The organism is Pseudomonas sp. BIOMIG1BAC (assembly GCF_001705995.2).
Lineage (GTDB): Bacteria > Pseudomonadota > Gammaproteobacteria > Pseudomonadales > Pseudomonadaceae > Aquipseudomonas > Aquipseudomonas sessilinigenes.
Genome location: NZ_CP049045.1, coordinates 685,316 through 701,235, shown reverse-complemented (window position 1 = coordinate 701,235; position 15,920 = coordinate 685,316). Strand labels below are relative to the sequence as shown.

Genomic DNA, 15,920 nt, shown 5'->3' with positions numbered 1-15,920 from the left:
TTCTCCTACACAGTCACTTCGACGCCGTGGCGCACGACGCGTTTTTCCAGGTCGCCGCCCAGCCAGTAGGCCAGGTCGGCGGGACGATCGATCTGCCAGGCAATGAAATCCGCCACCTTGCCTACTTCCAGCGAACCGTGGCTGCGCTCCATGCCCAGGGCCTGGGCCGCATGCAGGGTGACCCCGGCCAGCGCCTCCTCGGGCGTCATGCGAAAACAGGTGCAAGCCATGTTCAGCATCAGCCGCACCGACAGGGCCGGCGAGGTCCCAGGGTTGAGATCACTGGCCACGGCGATCTTCACCCCATGCTTGCGCAGGGCGTCCATCGGCGGCAGCTGGCTCTCGCGCAGGAAGTAAAAAGCCCCTGGCAGCAGCACTGCCACGGTTCCGGAGGCTGCCATGGCAATGGCATCTTCCTCGGTCATGAACTCCAGGTGATCGGCGGACAGCGCTCGATAGCGGGCCGCCAGGCTCGAACCGTGCAGAGACGACAGTTGCTCGGCGTGCAGCTTGACCGGTAACCCGAGCTTCTGTGCGGCGATGAACACCCGCTCCACCTGGGCCGGGGAGAACGCCAGGTATTCACAGAATGCGTCCACGGCATCCACCAGCCCCTCGGCCGCCAGGGCCGGGAGCATCTCGTTGCAGATGTGGTCGATGTAGTCGTCGGCACGCTCGGCGTATTCCGGTGGCAGGGCGTGGGCCGCCAGGCAGGTGCTGCGCACGCTGACCGGCAGTTCCTCGCCGAGCCGACGAATGACTCGCAGGATCTTGCGTTCGCTGGCCAGGTCCAGGCCATAACCCGACTTGATCTCGACACTGGTAACACCATCGCGCAATAGACTCAGCAGCCGTTTGCGGGCGCTAAGGAACAACGCCTCCTCACTGGCTGCACGAGTGGCCCGCACGGTGCTGGCGATACCGCCACCGGCAGCGGCGATCTCGGCATAGCTCACCCCTTGCAGGCGTTGCTCGAACTCACCGCTGCGGTTGCCACCGAATACCGTGTGGGTGTGGCAATCGATCAATCCCGGGGTCACCCAGGCTCCCACCAGGTCGTGGACCTGCTGGTAGTCGCCGGCCGGCAACTGCTCGCGTCGGCCGATCCACTCGATGTGCGCCCCTGACGTCACGATGGCCGCGTCCTCGATGATCGAGTAGCTACCCTGGGCCATGCTGGCGACGTTGCAGTGTTGCCAAAGAGTTTTCATCCAGGCCTCCATTAATGATCAGTAGGTAAAGAAGAATGGCCATCGACCGGGCCGACCGATCCAGGCACCGGCTTGACCCAGAGTTTGTAGGCCACCACCAGCAGGACGATCCACACCACGCCCACCAGCAGCGCGCCCTGGGTTTTCGGGAAATAGCCCAGGACCGCGAAGATGAACAGCATGAAGGCAATGGCCGCTGCGGGAGCCCAGGGCCAGAACGGCACCTTGAACTGTAGCTGGGCCACCTGCTCGGCCGTCATGGAACGGCGCATGGCCACATGGGTCAGGAGAATCATCAGCCAGACCCAGACCGTGGCGAAAGTGGCCAGGGAAGCGATCAGCAGGAAGATGTTTTCCGGAATCAGGTAATTCAGCACCACCCCGATCAACAGGGTCACGGCCATCACCACCACGGTCATCCATGGCACACCATGCCTGGAGACCTGGGCAAACCCCTTGGGTGCCTGCCCTTGCTGGGCCAGGCCGTACATCATGCGCCCGGCACCGAAGATGTCGCTGTTGATGGCCGATATCGCCGCCGAGATCACCACGATGTTGAGGATGGTCGCGGCGGAGCTGATGCCCAAGCTATCGAATATCTGCACGAAGGGACTACCCTGGGTGCCGATCTGCGGCCAGGGGAAGATGGCCATCAGTACCAGGAGGGTCAGCACATAGAACAGCAGGATGCGCAGCGGTACCGCATTGATGGCCTTGGGGATGACCCGTCGCGGGTCCTTGGCCTCGCCAGCGGTGACCCCGATGATCTCGATGCCGCCGAAGGCGAACATCACCACCGCGAAAGAAGCGATCACCCCACCAATACCGTTGGGCATGAAACCGCCATGGGCCCAGAGATTGCTCAGCCCGGTAGCCTGTTCCTGGCTCGCACTGCCAATGCCGAACAACATGATGCCGATGCCACCGAGGATCATCGCCACGATCGCCCCGACCTTGAGCAGCGACAGCCAGAACTCCATCTCGCCGAAGACCTTGACGTTGCACAGGTTCAAGCCGCCAATGAACAGCACGATGGACAGTACCCAGATCCAGCGCTCGACATCGGGAAACCAGAACCCCATGTAGATGCCGAAGGCGGTCACGTCCGCCAGGCAGACGATCAGCATCTCGAAAGCGTAGGTCCAGCCCAGGATGAAGCCGGGCATCGGCCCCAGGTACTGGCTGGCGTAGTGCCCGAACGACCCGGACACCGGATTGTGCACCGCCATCTCCCCCAGGGCGCGCATGACCATGAATACCGCCGCACCACCGATCAGGTAGGCGAGCAATACTGCCGGGCCCGCCATCTGGATAGCCGAGGCGGAGCCATAGAACAGCCCGGTACCGATAGCCGATCCCAGGGCCATGAAACGGATGTGACGAGCCGTCAGGCCGCGGCGTAGTCCTTTCTCTTGTGATTGCATGTCTTCGTCCCTTTTATTGTTATGGACAGCCACCCGCACCACGGTGCGGGTGGCTGAAGCAGACGTTCCGCGTCGGGCTGGCCGGTAACCCGGACAGCCGTTACAGGCTCGGCAGCAGGCCTGCGGGCAGCAAGCTGGTCAGGCAGCGTGAAGCCAGCAAGTCACCGGCGGCGTTGATGTCCGGGGCGAAGAAACGGTCCTTCTCGTAGTAGGCCACCTGCTCGCGCAGCGTAGCGCGGGCCTGCTCCAGGGCTGGCGAGCTCTTCAGGCCTTCGCGCAGGTCCAGGCCCTGGCAGGCCGCCAGCCACTCCACGGCGAGAATGCCGCGGGTGTTCTCGGCCATTTCCCACAGGCGCTTGCCGGCAGCCGGGGCCATGGACACGTGATCCTCCTGGTTCGCCGAGGTCGGCAGGCTGTCCACCGAGTGTGGGTGCGCCAGGGCCTTGTTTTCGCTGGCCAGGGCGGCAGCGGTGACCTGGGCGATCATGAAGCCGGAGTTGACCCCACCATTGGCTACCAGGAACGGCGGCAACTGGGACATGTGCTTGTCCATCATCAGCGAGATGCGGCGCTCGCTCAGCGAGCCGATCTCGGAAATGGCCAGGGCCATGTTGTCGGCGGCCATGGCCACGGGTTCGGCGTGGAAGTTACCGCCAGAAATCACATCGCCTTCGGCAGCGAACACCAATGGGTTGTCGGACACAGCGTTGGCCTCTACCACCAGCACCTCGGCGGCCTGGCGCAATTGAGTCAGGCAGGCGCCCATTACCTGGGGCTGGCAACGCAGTGAGTACGGGTCCTGGACCTTGTCGCAGTTCTTATGGGACGTGGAGACTTCGGTGCTCTCGCCCAGCAGAGCGCGGTAGGCGGCAGCGGTGTCGATCTGCCCGCGCTGGCCGCGGGCGCTATGAATTCGTGCATCGAACGGCGAACGTGAGCCCAGCACCGCTTCGACGGTCAGGCCGCCACAAACCAGGGCACCAGCGAACAGGTCTTCAGCTTCGAACAGGCCGCGCAAGGCGAAAGCCGTGGAGACCTGGGTGCCATTGAGCAGTGCCAACCCTTCCTTGGCCGCCAGGGTCAGCGGTGTCAGGCCGGCGATCTTCAATGCCGCCGGGGCATCCAGCCACTGCCCCTTGTAGCGGGCCTTGCCTTCGCCCAGCAGCACCAGGGACATGTGAGCCAAGGGCGCCAGGTCGCCGGAAGCCCCCACCGACCCCTTGAGCGGGATATGCGGATAGACCTCGGCATTGATCAAGGCGATCAGGGCGTCGATCACCTGGCGGCGGATACCGGAAAAACCTCGGCTCAGGCTGTTGACCTTGAGCACCATGATCAGGCGTACCAGGTCGTCGCTGATGGGCGCACCCACGCCCGCGGCATGGGACAGCACCAGGGAGCGCTGGAGGTTTTCCAGGTCGGCGCTGGCGATACGGGTCGAGGCCAGGAGGCCAAAGCCCGTGTTGATGCCATAGGCCGTGCGTTTTTCAGCAAGGATCTGCTCGACGCAGGCGACGCTGGCATCGATCTGCGCCGAGGCGCTGTCATCCAGGGTCAGGGTCAGTGGCTGTTGGTAGACGGTCCGCAGTTGGGCCAGGCTCAGTTGACCGGGAATCAGGTTTAGCGCAGTCACATTCATGTTCCTTCTGAGAGTTTTGGAATAACTGCCAGTCGCTCCGGAAACATCCGTTATCCGTCGTCATCCGCTGTGTCGAGCGGGTGGCGCCTTGGCACGCTGGCTGATGAAAAAACCTTTTATTGCGTCTTGAAACAGTCTCCGGGAAGCGCTGCGGGCCCTTGGAAAGGCTATCGCGCAAACGGCGCTGCTGACCATCCATCGAACTGGAGGCGGTCAGTAGCGCCGGGCTTCGCTCACGTTGCATGCGGACTCAAACCGTAGCAGCGTGCTGGGTTGTCGCGGTCTTCTGCTGGTCTGGCACACCCTGCTCTGCTGGCAGAATCAACTGCTCAGGCACCGAGCCGTGCCACTTCCTGGCACAGACGTAGTACAGCGCCGCCGGTACCACCAGGCCGATGATCCAGGAAATATCCACCCCGCCCAGGGCGTCCACCAGCGGTCCGGTATAGAACTTGGTGGAAATGAACGGCAGCTGCACCAGCACGCCGATCACATAGACGCTGATACCCAGGACATTCCAACGGCCATAGCGCCCCTTGGGATCGGCCAGCGCGGGTACGTCGTAGTTCTCACGGGTGATGCAGTAGTAGTCCACCAGGTTCACCGCACTCCAAGGTGTGAAGAAGGCCAGCAGGAACAGGATGAAAGACTTGAATGCCCCCAGGAACGAGTGCTGCCCAAGCAGGGCGATCAGGGTCGCGGCGCCAACGATGACCAGCACGAACACCAGGCGCTGCAGGCGCGTCACCTCCAGGTGGCCACGGAAGCCGCTGATGATGGTGGCGATGCACATGAAGCTGCCGTAGGAGTTCAACGTCGAGATGGTGACCTTGCCAAAGGCGATGCTGAAGTACAGCAACGCGGCGGTGGCACCGCTCCCGCCCAGGCCGACGATGTAGGCCACTTCCCGCCCCGCGAACTGCCCGTTGGCCATGGCCGCGGCGAACACGCCGAGGATCATCGCCACTTGCGCACCCACCACCGAGCCTGCGCCCACGGCAAGGAAGGTCTTCACCGACGAGGTCTGGCTCGGCAGATAACGCGAGTAGTCCGCCACGTAGGGGCCAAAGGCGATCTGCCAGGATGCCGCGAGCGACACCGCCAGCAGGAAGCTGCTCCAGCTGAAGTGACGAATTTCCAGGAGCGCGCCGACATCGGTCTGGCTCATCAGGCGGCTGAACAGGTAAACGAAGGCAATCACGCCAACGACGCTGGCGATGCGCCCGATCACATGGATCACCCGATAACCAAGCACGGTGACCAGGACGATGACGCTGGCGAAAATCAGGATACCGACACTGTCACTGACACCGAACAGTTGGCCCAGGGCCTGGCCGGAGAGCACCGTACCCGTGGCGGTGAAGCCCAGGTACATCAGGCATACCAGCACGATCGGAATCGCCGCGCCGTAGACGCCGAACTGTACCCGGCTGGAGATCATCTGCGGCAGGCCCAGCTTGGGCCCCTGTGCCGCATGCAGGGCCATCACACCGCCGCCCAGCAACTGACCGATCAGCAGGCCGATCAGCGACCAGAACACATCGCCGCCCAGCACCACGGCCAGGGCACCGGTGACAATCGCGGTGATCTGCAAATTGGCACCCAACCACAGGGTGAACTGGCTGTAGAGCTTGCCGTGGCGTTCGGCTTCGGGAATGTAGTTGATCGACCGCCGCTCGATCAGGGGTTTGGAGCTATCACTGGCCGTGGACATCGTTATTGTTCTCCCGGGGAGTTTTGTCATGTCAAAGCTCTGCTACACGGACCGAGCCGCCGTACTGCAAGGTACGGCGGCTCCTTCCCTGGTCCTGGCGGCGAACCGCCGGTGCGTCACTTGCCGGTGATCATCGGCAGGTTCAGGCCTTGCTCCTTGGCACAGTCGATCGCGATCTGGTAGCCAGCATCGGCATGGCGCATGACGCCGGTGCCCGGATCGTTGGTCAGTACCCGAGCGATACGTTCGGCCGCCTCGTCGCTGCCATCGCAGACGATGACCATGCCCGAGTGCTGGGAGAAGCCCATGCCCACGCCACCGCCATGGTGCAGGGAGACCCAGGTCGCACCGCTGGCGGTATTGAGCAGGGCATTGAGCAGCGGCCAGTCGGACACGGCATCGGAACCGTCCTGCATCGATTCGGTTTCACGGTTCGGGCTGGATACCGAGCCGGAGTCCAGGTGGTCGCGGCCGATGACGATCGGCGCCGACAGCTCTCCGCGCCGGACCATTTCGTTGAAGGCCAGGCCCAGCTTGGCGCGCTGGCCCAGGCCGACCCAGCAGATACGCGCCGGCAGGCCCTGGAAGCTGATGCGCTCGCGAGCCATGTCCAGCCAGTTGTGCAGGTGAGCGTCGTCCGCGATCAGCTCCTTGACCTTGGCGTCGGTCTTGTAGATGTCCTGCGGATCACCGGACAACGCCGCCCAGCGGAACGGACCGATGCCGCGGCAGAACAGCGGACGAATGTAGGCCGGGACGAAACCAGGGAAGTCGAAGGCATTGGCCACGCCCTCTTCCTTGGCCATCTGGCGAATGTTGTTGCCGTAGTCGAAGGTCGGGATCCCTTGCTTCTGGAACTCGAGCATCGCCTGTACATGCACCGCCATGGATTGCTTGGCGGCTTTCACCACGGCGGCCGGATCGGTCTGCGCGCGGTCACGGTACTGCTCCCAGGTCCAGCCGACTGGCAGGTAGCCATTGAGCGGGTCGTGGGCGCTGGTCTGGTCGGTGACCATATCCGGGCGTACGCCACGCTTGATCAGTTCAGGGAGAACTTGCGCCGCGTTGCCCAACAGGGCGATGGAGATGGCGCGGCCTTCGGCGGTGTACTTGGCGATACGCGCCAGGGCATCGTCCAGGTCCTTGGCCTGTTCATCGACATAACGGCTGCTCAGGCGGAAGTCGATGCGGCTCTGCTGGCACTCGATGTTCAGCGAGCAAGCGCCGGCCAGGGTCGCCGCCAGTGGCTGTGCGCCACCCATGCCGCCGAGACCGGCGGTCAGCACCCACTTGCCCTTGAGATTGCCGTTGTAGTGCTGGCGACCGGCCTCGACGAAGGTTTCGTAGGTGCCCTGGACGATGCCCTGGCTGCCGATGTAGATCCAGCTACCAGCGGTCATCTGGCCGTACATGGCCAGGCCCTTGGCGTCCAGCTCGTTGAAGTGCTCCCAGCTGGCCCAGTGCGGTACCAGGTTGGAGTTGGCGATCAGCACCCGCGGGGCGTTGGAGTGGGTCTTGAACACGCCGACCGGCTTGCCGGATTGCACCAGCAGGGTTTCGTCGTCGTTCAACTGGGTCAGGGCCTCGACGATCTTGTCGTAGCACTCCCAGTTGCGCGCAGCGCGCCCAATACCACCGTAGACCACCAGCTCCTTGGGGTTCTCGGCGACTTCAGGGTCGAGGTTGTTCATCAGCATGCGCAGCGGCGCCTCGGTCAGCCAGCTCTTGGCGGTCAGCTTGTTGCCACGTGCAGCACGAACTTCAACGTTCCGATACTTGGTGAATTTGTTGTCAGCCACGGAAAACCTCCTCGACGATAAGTCCAAGGTGCGAAGAGGATCCAATGACTCTTACGCACACATATTTACTTGTACATACAAGCATATGCAATCAAGCGGCCAACTCCACCAGAAGCGACTGGACAAACCTCCAAAAAGATCATGCAAGCCCTGTAGGACAAGCATTTGCCGGAGCAAGAAAAAAATCTCAGGGGATAGCCCACCCTCCTCCACAGCTGTTACCAGCAATGGCCTGCGTGCCCTTTTGGGGCATTCGGTAACAGATGAGTGCGCACAAGAAACAACCTTTGGCGCCCCCTCTGCCAGATAAGCGGGCGCAACTCTTCTCGCCTCGTTCCAGGGAGCGAAGCGCGGCGGCAGGGATATAGATAGAGAGAGGGGGAATGACGCTGGCAGGTCGTATCTTGACCTGCCAGCGCCCGATTCAATCAAAGGGCGGTGAGTTCGATTACGCAGCAGTGCCCATCGAGGGCCATCTCTAGCAGTCCGGCATTGCCGTCCAGGCGCAGGCAGTCAAAACGCCCCAGGGCCTGCACCGTGGCGCCGGTCACGTCCACCCACGCCTGCTCGGCGGCACTGAACACCAGCACAGTGTGTGCCTGGGTGAAGAAACGCTGTTGGCCGTCGAACCACTGCAGGCGTGCCAGGTAGCGCTCGGGGCTGTAGATCAGGTTGAAATCGCGGATCGCCCCACCCAGCAAGTTGCAGCTCACCTGGCTGGCGCCGCTGAAGGCGAAGGGATCGAACGGCAACAACGGCCGCCCCTCCTGGCCATCCACCGACAATTGCATGCCCGCCCCCTGCAGCACGGTGATGATTCGCTGGTATCCGGCAAAGCTTGAGAATCCGCCGGACTCGCCGATGTCGGCGATCGACAGCCGCCAGCCGAAGCCTTCCAGGCCGGTTCCGCTGTCCCGGGTGATTTCCTCGGTGCTGCCGCCGCCGTTTTTCCAGGGCATGCGCGGATAATCGGCGGCACGTAACAGGGTGGACTGGATCATTTGTGAAAGCGTCCTTCCAGGCGATGGCGGGAACCGGGGTGGATCAGCCGCGCGGCGGTCACCGGCTGGCGCCCGGACCAGGTACGGCGACGGATCAGCAGGCAGGGTTCGCCCCGCTCGATTTGCAGGAGCTTGCATTCTTCAGCTTCGGCGAGGATCGCCTCGACCACATGCTCGCCCTCGGTCAGGGGGGCGACCTGGGACAGGTAGGCATAGGGAGTCTGCAGGGTGAAATCCTGCTTGAGGTATTCCGGCGCGACCAGGGCGTTGACGAAGCGATCCTCGATCTGCACCGGGATGTCGTTCTCGAAATGCACGATCAGCGAATGGAAGACCTTCTGCCCTTCGCGCATGTCCAGGGCCAGGGCACGCTCGGAACCGGCGGCCTCCTCGCCCAGGGTGATGACCTGACAAGTGTGGCGATGACCGCGGGAGGCGATCTCGTCGGCGATATTGTGCACCTCGAACAATGCCGACTGGGTCTTGGGCTCGGCGACGAAGGTACCCACGCCTTGCATGCGTACCAGCATGCCTTCGGCGGTCATCTCGCGCAGTGCGCGGTTGATGGTCATGCGGCTGAAACCCAACTGGCTGACCAGCTCGCTTTCCGACGGCACGCGGTAGTGCGGCGGCCAGTTTCCGCTCTCGATCTGCTGGGTGATCATCTGCTTGACGCGGGCATACAAGGGCGCCGGACTATCGCTCAGGTGGGCGACCAGCGGCGAGTTGGCAGTCGGGGTCGGCACGGGAAATCCTTGTGGGTCGGTGAAAGTGATCAGGGCCTGATGTCCCTGGAGACAAGAGCTTAGCTTGCCGGAGTTTACCGAGCAGGCAAACGTCTGTATATGTATATACAAATAACACACAATGGGGTGCTCGAACCATGTCCGCCTTCTTTGCCGAACGCGCGCTATTGCCTGATGGATGGGCCAATGATGTACGTCTTGAAGTCAGTGCCGACGGCCAGCTGACCCAGATCCGGGCCAACGCCGACGCCGAGGGAGCGGAACGACTCAAGGGCCCCGTGCTGCCGGGCATGCCCAACCTGCACTCCCACGCTTTCCAGCGGGCGATGGCTGGCCTGGCGGAAGTGGCCGGCAATCCCAATGACAGCTTCTGGACCTGGCGCGACCTGATGTATCGCCTGGTGGGCAAGATCAGTCCCGAGCAACTGGAGATCATCGCCCGCCAGCTGTATATCGAGATGCTCAAGGCCGGCTATACCTCGGTGGCCGAATTCCACTACGTGCACCACGACACCAGCGGCCAACCCTACGCCGACCCGGCCGAGCTGTCGCGGCGTATCAGCCAGGCCGCCGCCAGCACCGGCATCGGCCTGACCCTGCTGCCGGTGCTCTACAGCCATTCCGGATTCGGCGGCCAGGCTCCCAATGATGGCCAACGCCGCTTCATCAACAGCACCGAGGGCTACCTCAAGCTGCAACAGCAACTGCAACCCCTGCTGGCCGGACAAGCCAACCAGCAACTGGGCCTGTGCTTCCACTCCCTGCGCGCGGTCACGCCACAACAGATCAGCGAAGTGCTGGCCGCCAGCGATACCCATTGCCCGGTGCATATCCACATTGCCGAGCAGCAGAAGGAAGTCGAGGATTGCCTGGCCTGGAGCAACCGTCGCCCCCTGCAATGGCTGTATGAGCATGTAGCGGTGGATCAGCGCTGGTGCCTGGTCCATGCCACCCACGCCAACCCCGAGGAAGTCAGCCTCATGGCCCAGAGCCGGGCCATTGCCGGCCTGTGCCTGACCACCGAGGCCAACCTGGGCGACGGTATCTTCCCGGCGGTGGACTTCCTCGCCCAGGGCGGACGCCTGGGCATCGGCTCCGACAGCCATGTCTCGCTCAGCGTGGTAGAGGAATTGCGCTGGCTGGAGTATGGCCAGCGCCTGCGAGACCAGCGACGCAACCGCTTGTATCGGGCCGACCAGCCGATGGTTGGGCGCACCCTGTACGACGCGGCGCTGGATGGCGGTACCCAGGCCCTGGGCCAGGCCATTGGCTCCCTCGCCGTGGGCAAGCGCGCCGACTGGCTGGTGCTCGATGGCAACGACCCCTACCTGGCCACGGCCGATGGCGACGCAATCCTCAACCGCTGGCTGTTTGCCGGCAGTGATCGCCAGGTGCGAGACGTCATGGTGGGAGGCCAGTGGGTGGTACGTGACGGACGGCATCCTGCGGATGAAGAGAGCTGCCGCAGTTTTACCCAGGTACTGCGCGACCTCCTGGCCTGACTCGGCAAGGCTCACCCCTTGACCGGCCGGGAAGCCCGCGGATGCTGGCAACCCGGCCATTGCCCATGAAAACCATCGGCTCCCATGGGGCCAGGAACTACTTCGAGGTCTTGGCCATGGCCGAGTCCGATACCCGCCAGATCAGCCGCGTGGTGTCATAGCCCTGTTGGCGAGCCTTGCTCAGCAACTCCTCGCGCACCGTTTCGTTGACCTCCGGCGTACGCGACAACAACCACAGGTAGCGGCGGTTGGGGTTGCCCACGATCGCTGTCTTGTAGTCGTCGCTGACATACAACACCCAGTAGTCGCCCTTGATCGACCCTGGCAGCAATCGGGTGAACCAATTGTCGAACCGAACCCAGAGCTTGTCGGTCTTGCCCGGCACCTGGGGCGTCGCTGTACCTCGGGCTTCCTCCCACTTCCAGTCCGGGGTCAGGCAGCGGTTGAGCACCGCCATCGAGCCCTCGGGCAACAGGGTGTAGCGAGCCTCGGATTGAGCACAATTACGCTGGAAATACATGGGTAGGCGCGCCAGCTCGTACCAGGTCCCCTGGTAACGCTTGAGCTCGACATGGTTAGCGGTCTTGGGCGCCAGCGAATCGTCCCGGGACGTGGCGCAGCCGGCCAAGAGCAGGCCGACCAGAAGAGTGACAACAAAACGCATCATTATTTTTCTCCCGTGGGCCCGAAGCCCCGGATTTACTTCAGGCCTTGCCCGGAAAACATCAGGACCTTCTCACCGGCATACTGCACGCTGATAAAGCTGTTCTTATCGCCCCAGGTACAGCTGGACATGCCCAGTGCGCCGGAACAGTCGGTCGGCTTGCCCAGAAGTTTTTCGACATCGGCCTTGGGCATGCCCGCCGAGAGCTTGGAATAGTTTTCCTGATTGACCTTGCTGCACGCGGCCAGTAGCACGCAGAACGACAACAGAGCGATGGAACGCAGGGACATGGTGAACTCCTGGACGAAAGGGGGAAGGCCTGTCAGCCAACCAGAAGCTTAGAAGAGAAAACCCCCATCTGGTTCCCCGCAGGGCCCGCTATTTCTCGCCGGGAGCCCAGGTATTTGCGTCGTAAATCAAGCACCTTCGAAACCCCATAGGCAGTTCGTCGGGATTCCACTCTCTCGCCTCATCTTCAGTGATGGCCAGTCGACATAACTGCAGCGCAAAGCCCTCCACTGTGGCAAATTGACGCCCCTCGTTGACCAGCCCCTCGCGGTAGTTCACTTAATGACCAGCAATATGAAGTTCAGCCACAAGATCCTGCTAGCCGCTGCCCTTGTGGTAGCCGTCGCGTTCGCCTGTTTCATTCTGTTCAATGACTACCGTCAGCGCGAGGCCTTGCGCGGCAGTACCCAAGCAACGATGCAAGAACTGGGCAGCCTGACCACCCGCAACATCCAGACCTGGCTGGAAAGCCGTATCCAGCTCCTGCAATCGCTGGCACAGCAGGTCGCCGTGGACGGCAGCGGCGCCGACAGCCTCAAGCGCAGTGTCGGCCTGCCCGCCTACACCAGCAATTTCCAGCTCACCTACTTCGGTGGCCAGGACGGCGCAATGTTCTCCGTACCAGCCGGCAACCGCACGGCCGACTACGACCCCCGGAGCCGTGGCTGGTACAAGGCGGCCAATACCGCCCAGCAGACCATCGTCACCGAGCCCTACATCGCCGCCTCGTCCGGCAAGCTGGTCATCACCGTTGCCACCCCAGTGCAGCACCAGGGCCGGATGATCGGCGTCGCGGGGGCCGACATCGACCTGTCGAGCATCAGCGCCATCATCAACTCGCTGAACTTCGGCGGCCACGGCCATGCCTTCATCGTCAGTGCCGATGGCAAGATCCTGATCCACCCGGACAACAAGCTGGTGCTCAAGAGCCTGGCCGAAGCCTATCCGGACGGCGCGCCCAACATCAGCCCCGGCCTCAAGGAAGCGCAACTGGGCGGCAAGGCCCAGTTCATTTCCTTCACCCACATCGATGGCGTGCCCTCGGCCAACTGGTACGTAGCCCTGGTCCTGGACCAGGACACCGCGTTCGCCATGCTCAGCGAGTTCCGGACTTCGGCGCTCATCGCCATGGCCATTGCCGTGGTGATCATCATCGGCCTGCTGGGCATGCTGATCCGCATCCTGATGCAGCCCCTGCACCTGATGGGGCGCGCGATGCATGACATTGCCGAAGGCGAAGGCGACCTGACCCGACGCCTGGTGATCCACGGCCATGACGAATTCGGCACCCTGGGCCTGTCGTTCAACCGCTTCGTCGAGCGTATCCACGGTTCGATCCGCGAAGTGTCCTCGGCCACCGGCCAGGTCAACGAAGTCGCCTTGCGGGTAGTCGCCGCCTCCAATTCGTCGATGCTCAATTCCGACCAGCAAGCCTCGCGTACCAGCAGCGTGGCCGCGGCCATCAACCAGCTGGGCGCGGCTGCCCAGGAGATCGCCCAGAACGCCGCCCTGGCCTCGCAACACTCCAGCGAGGCGCGCAACCTGGCGCAGGACGGCCAGCAAGTGGTGGACCGGACCATCGACGCCATGCACCAGCTGTCGACCAAGATCAGCAATTCCTGCGAGCACATCGAGACCCTCAACAGCAACACCGTGAACATCGGCCAGATCCTCGAAGTGATCACCGGCATCTCCCAGCAGACCAACCTGCTGGCACTCAATGCCGCCATCGAGGCCGCCCGTGCCGGTGAGGCCGGGCGCGGTTTCGCCGTGGTCGCGGACGAGGTTCGCAACCTCGCCCACCGCACCCAGGATTCGGCGCAGCAGGTGCAGAAGATGATCGAGGAGCTACAAGTGGGCGCCCGCCAGGCCGTAGGCACCATGACCGAAAGCCAGCGCGAGAGCGAAAGCAGCGTCGGCATCGCCAATCAGGCCGGCGAGCGCCTGGGCAGCGTGACCCAGCGCATCGGCGAGATCGATGGCATGAACCAGTCGGTGGCCACCGCGACAGAAGAGCAAACCGCCGTGGTGGAGTCGATCAACGTCGACATCACCCAGATCAACACCCTCAACCAGGAAGGCGTGGAGAACCTGCAAGCCACCCTGCGCGCCTGCGCCGACCTGGAACAACAGGCCCAGCGCCTGCAACACCTGGTGGGCAGCTTCCGGATCTGACGTCCTTTGCACTTCGTGTCGCCGCCGCAAGCTGCACACGGCCCGCAGGGACGCGGGAGTCGCCTCGGCAGGAAAAGCGCCGCAAAGCCCTGGGGCCTTGGCGCAACCTCGCCGCTGGGCAGCAGCTACAGGGAGGGATTAGAAACTTGAGCCGGGCTGGCGCAGGAAGGCCAGTTCCTCGGCGCTGGATTCACGTCCGAGAATGGCGTTGCGGTGGGGAAAGCGCCCGAAGCGGGCGATGATCTTCTGGTGCCGTTCGGCATAGTCCAATTGGCTGGCGAAGACCGGACGGTCCTGCAATGGTTGCTCGTCGTGCAAGGCAGCCAAGCGCGACACGGCTTCGTTCTGCACCGCCAGGTGCTCGCAATGCTCGAACACCAGGTAGATGAAGCAGCGCTGCATGGGCGTCAGGCGCCGATCGAAGTCTGCGGCAATACCCTGGGCCACCAGGGCTTGGGCGCGGGCATCACCGGAGAATGCCCCGGGGGTGTCGCGATGGATCATGCGCGGCAGCTGGTCCAGCAACAGCACCAGGGCCAGCCAGCCTTGAGGGCTTTGCGCCCACTCAGTCAAACCACCAGCCAGGGCCTGCTCCACCAGGTCGCCAAAACGCTCCTGCGCTTCACGATCCTGGCTGTCGCGCTTGCCAAACCACAAGCCACCCTTGGCAGCCACGATCTGCGCTGGCGTCTGGGCATCGCCGAACCACCAATCGAGCAGAGGCTGCCAGGGTGCGCTCATGATTTACTCCTGGTGGTAGGCGGTGACCCGGGCCACTTCTTCCTTGGAGCCCAGGAACACCGCTACGCGCTGGTGCAGGCCTTCAGGCTGGATGTCGAGGATACGCTGGTGACCGTTGGTGGACGCGCCGCCCGCCTGTTCCACCAGGAACGACATCGGATTGGCTTCGTACATCAGGCGCAGCTTGCCGGGTTTTTCCGGTTCACGGCTGTCGCGCGGATACATGAACAGGCCGCCACGGGTCAGGATGCGATGCACGTCAGCCACCATAGCGGCGACCCAGCGCATGTTGTAGTTCTTCTCCAGCGGACCGGTATCGCCGGCCAGCAGCTCATCTACATAGCGCTTGACCGGGGCTTCCCAGTGACGCTGGTTGGACATGTTGATGGCGAATTCCTGGGTGCTTTCAGGAATGGTGATGTTCTCGTGGGTCAGGACGAAGCTGCCCATCTCGCGATCCAGGGTGAAGCCCTTGACGCCATCGCCCAGGGTCAGCACCAGCATGGTCTGCGGACCGTAGATCGCGTAGCCGGCGGCCACTTGCTTGGAGCCTGGCTGCAGGAAGGCCTTTTCATTCAGGGCTTCGTTCTGGCTCAGGTATTCGTTAGGGCAACGCTGTACCGAGAAGATGGTACCGACCGGCGCGTTGATGTCGATGTTGGACGAACCATCCAGCGGGTCGAATACCAGCAGGTAGGCACCCTTGGGGTATTTGCCGGGGATCTGGTAGGCGTTGTCCATTTCTTCGGACGCCATGCCAGCCAGGTGGCCGCCCCACTCGTTGGCTTCGAGCAGGATCTCGTTGGAGATCACGTCGAGCTTCTTCTGCACTTCGCCCTGGACGTTTTCCGTACCCATGCTGCCCAGTACGCCACCCAGGGCGCCCTTGGACACGGCATGGCTGATTTCCTTGCAAGCACGCGCCACCACTTCGATCAGGAAGCGCAGATCGGCAGGAGTGTTGTTGCTGCGGGTCTGCTCAATCAAGTAGCGACTCAGGGTAACGCGGGACATGG

13 protein-coding genes are annotated in these 15,920 nt (G+C 63.0%); 2 read left to right on the top strand and 11 right to left on the bottom strand.

All coding sequences use genetic code 11. The annotated features are described in order from the left end of the window. Nucleotides 1-5: 5 nt before the first annotated feature. The 7 genes from hutI to hutC form a co-directional block, all read right to left on the bottom strand. Nucleotides 6-1,211 carry an imidazolonepropionase gene (gene hutI / locus ATY02_RS03175; RefSeq protein ID WP_068589354.1) on the bottom strand — a complete coding sequence of 402 codons (1,206 nt, stop codon included), beginning with the start codon at nucleotides 1,209-1,211 and terminating at the stop codon, nucleotides 6-8. A gap of 11 nt (nucleotides 1,212-1,222) precedes the next feature. After that, nucleotides 1,223-2,635 (bottom strand): amino acid permease, encoded by a 1,413-nt coding sequence (locus ATY02_RS03170; RefSeq protein WP_068589357.1) that lies wholly within the window; start codon nucleotides 2,633-2,635, stop codon nucleotides 1,223-1,225. 100 nt (nucleotides 2,636-2,735) lie between these two features. Beyond that, nucleotides 2,736-4,274, bottom strand: coding sequence for a histidine ammonia-lyase (gene hutH / locus ATY02_RS03165; RefSeq protein ID WP_141698126.1), 1,539 nt, complete (start codon nucleotides 4,272-4,274; stop codon nucleotides 2,736-2,738). Nucleotides 4,275-4,524: 250 nt separating this feature from the next. After that, the gene (locus ATY02_RS03160; RefSeq protein WP_068589360.1) at nucleotides 4,525-5,988 is read right to left on the bottom strand and encodes a purine-cytosine permease family protein; all 1,464 of its coding nucleotides are present in this window, start codon (nucleotides 5,986-5,988) and stop codon (nucleotides 4,525-4,527) included. Between the two features lie 116 nt (nucleotides 5,989-6,104). Continuing rightward, nucleotides 6,105-7,787: a urocanate hydratase gene (hutU, locus tag ATY02_RS03155; protein WP_068589363.1), complete on the bottom strand. Its 1,683-nt coding sequence runs from the start codon at nucleotides 7,785-7,787 to the stop codon at nucleotides 6,105-6,107. Nucleotides 7,788-8,215: 428 nt separating this feature from the next. Beyond that, nucleotides 8,216-8,788 (bottom strand): HutD family protein, encoded by a 573-nt coding sequence (locus ATY02_RS03150; protein WP_068589366.1) that lies wholly within the window; start codon nucleotides 8,786-8,788, stop codon nucleotides 8,216-8,218. After that, on the bottom strand, nucleotides 8,785-9,453 hold the full coding sequence (gene hutC / locus ATY02_RS03145) for a histidine utilization repressor (protein ID WP_241110101.1): 669 nt from the start codon (nucleotides 9,451-9,453) through the stop codon (nucleotides 8,785-8,787). The genes ATY02_RS03150 and hutC overlap by 4 nt, the downstream gene beginning before the upstream one ends. 218 nt (nucleotides 9,454-9,671) lie before the next feature. Here hutC and ATY02_RS03140 point away from each other — a divergent pair, with 218 nt between their 5' ends. Beyond that, nucleotides 9,672-11,036: a formimidoylglutamate deiminase gene (locus tag ATY02_RS03140; protein WP_068589372.1), complete on the top strand. Its 1,365-nt coding sequence runs from the start codon at nucleotides 9,672-9,674 to the stop codon at nucleotides 11,034-11,036. A 97-nt stretch (nucleotides 11,037-11,133) separates the two neighbouring features. Here ATY02_RS03140 and ATY02_RS03135 read toward each other — a convergent pair whose 3' ends face one another. Further along, the gene (locus ATY02_RS03135; RefSeq protein ID WP_068589375.1) at nucleotides 11,134-11,703 is read right to left on the bottom strand and encodes a lipocalin family protein; all 570 of its coding nucleotides are present in this window, start codon (nucleotides 11,701-11,703) and stop codon (nucleotides 11,134-11,136) included. A 32-nt stretch (nucleotides 11,704-11,735) separates the two neighbouring features. Then, a complete protein-coding gene (locus ATY02_RS03130; RefSeq protein ID WP_068589378.1) occupies nucleotides 11,736-11,990 on the bottom strand; it encodes a hypothetical protein in 255 nt (84 codons plus the stop codon). A 280-nt stretch (nucleotides 11,991-12,270) separates the two neighbouring features. Here ATY02_RS03130 and ATY02_RS03125 point away from each other — a divergent pair, with 280 nt between their 5' ends. Next, nucleotides 12,271-14,163 (top strand): methyl-accepting chemotaxis protein, encoded by a 1,893-nt coding sequence (locus ATY02_RS03125; RefSeq protein WP_206600642.1) that lies wholly within the window; start codon nucleotides 12,271-12,273, stop codon nucleotides 14,161-14,163. 138 nt (nucleotides 14,164-14,301) lie between these two features. Here the strand turns inward: ATY02_RS03125 and ATY02_RS03120 are convergent, their stop codons facing one another. After that, complete coding sequence (locus ATY02_RS03120; RefSeq protein ID WP_068589389.1) at nucleotides 14,302-14,904, bottom strand: DUF924 family protein; 603 nt, start codon at nucleotides 14,902-14,904, stop codon at nucleotides 14,302-14,304. Nucleotides 14,905-14,907: 3 nt separating this feature from the next. Further along, nucleotides 14,908-15,918: a class 1 fructose-bisphosphatase gene (locus tag ATY02_RS03115; protein ID WP_068589392.1), complete on the bottom strand. Its 1,011-nt coding sequence runs from the start codon at nucleotides 15,916-15,918 to the stop codon at nucleotides 14,908-14,910. Between the last annotated feature and the right edge of the window lie 2 nt (nucleotides 15,919-15,920).

Bases quoted from the DNA above. Each gene is read 5' to 3' on its own strand.
- hutI (WP_068589354.1), bottom strand. From the start codon at position 1,211: ATGAAAACTCTTTGGCAACACTGCAACGTCGCCAGCATGGCCCAGGGT.
- ATY02_RS03170 (WP_068589357.1), bottom strand. From the start codon at position 2,635: ATGCAATCACAAGAGAAAGGACTACGCCGCGGCCTGACGGCTCGTCAC.
- hutH (WP_141698126.1), bottom strand. From the start codon at position 4,274: ATGAATGTGACTGCGCTAAACCTGATTCCCGGTCAACTGAGCCTGGCC.
- ATY02_RS03160 (WP_068589360.1), bottom strand. From the start codon at position 5,988: ATGTCCACGGCCAGTGATAGCTCCAAACCCCTGATCGAGCGGCGGTCG.
- ATY02_RS03150 (WP_068589366.1), bottom strand. From the start codon at position 8,788: ATGATCCAGTCCACCCTGTTACGTGCCGCCGATTATCCGCGCATGCCC.
- hutC (WP_241110101.1), bottom strand. From the start codon at position 9,453: ATGATCACCCAGCAGATCGAGAGCGGAAACTGGCCGCCGCACTACCGC.
- ATY02_RS03140 (WP_068589372.1), top strand. From the start codon at position 9,672: ATGTCCGCCTTCTTTGCCGAACGCGCGCTATTGCCTGATGGATGGGCC.
- ATY02_RS03135 (WP_068589375.1), bottom strand. From the start codon at position 11,703: ATGATGCGTTTTGTTGTCACTCTTCTGGTCGGCCTGCTCTTGGCCGGC.
- ATY02_RS03130 (WP_068589378.1), bottom strand. From the start codon at position 11,990: ATGTCCCTGCGTTCCATCGCTCTGTTGTCGTTCTGCGTGCTACTGGCC.
- ATY02_RS03125 (WP_206600642.1), top strand. From the start codon at position 12,271: ATGACCAGCAATATGAAGTTCAGCCACAAGATCCTGCTAGCCGCTGCC.
- ATY02_RS03120 (WP_068589389.1), bottom strand. From the start codon at position 14,904: ATGAGCGCACCCTGGCAGCCTCTGCTCGATTGGTGGTTCGGCGATGCC.
- ATY02_RS03115 (WP_068589392.1), bottom strand. From the start codon at position 15,918: ATGTCCCGCGTTACCCTGAGTCGCTACTTGATTGAGCAGACCCGCAGC.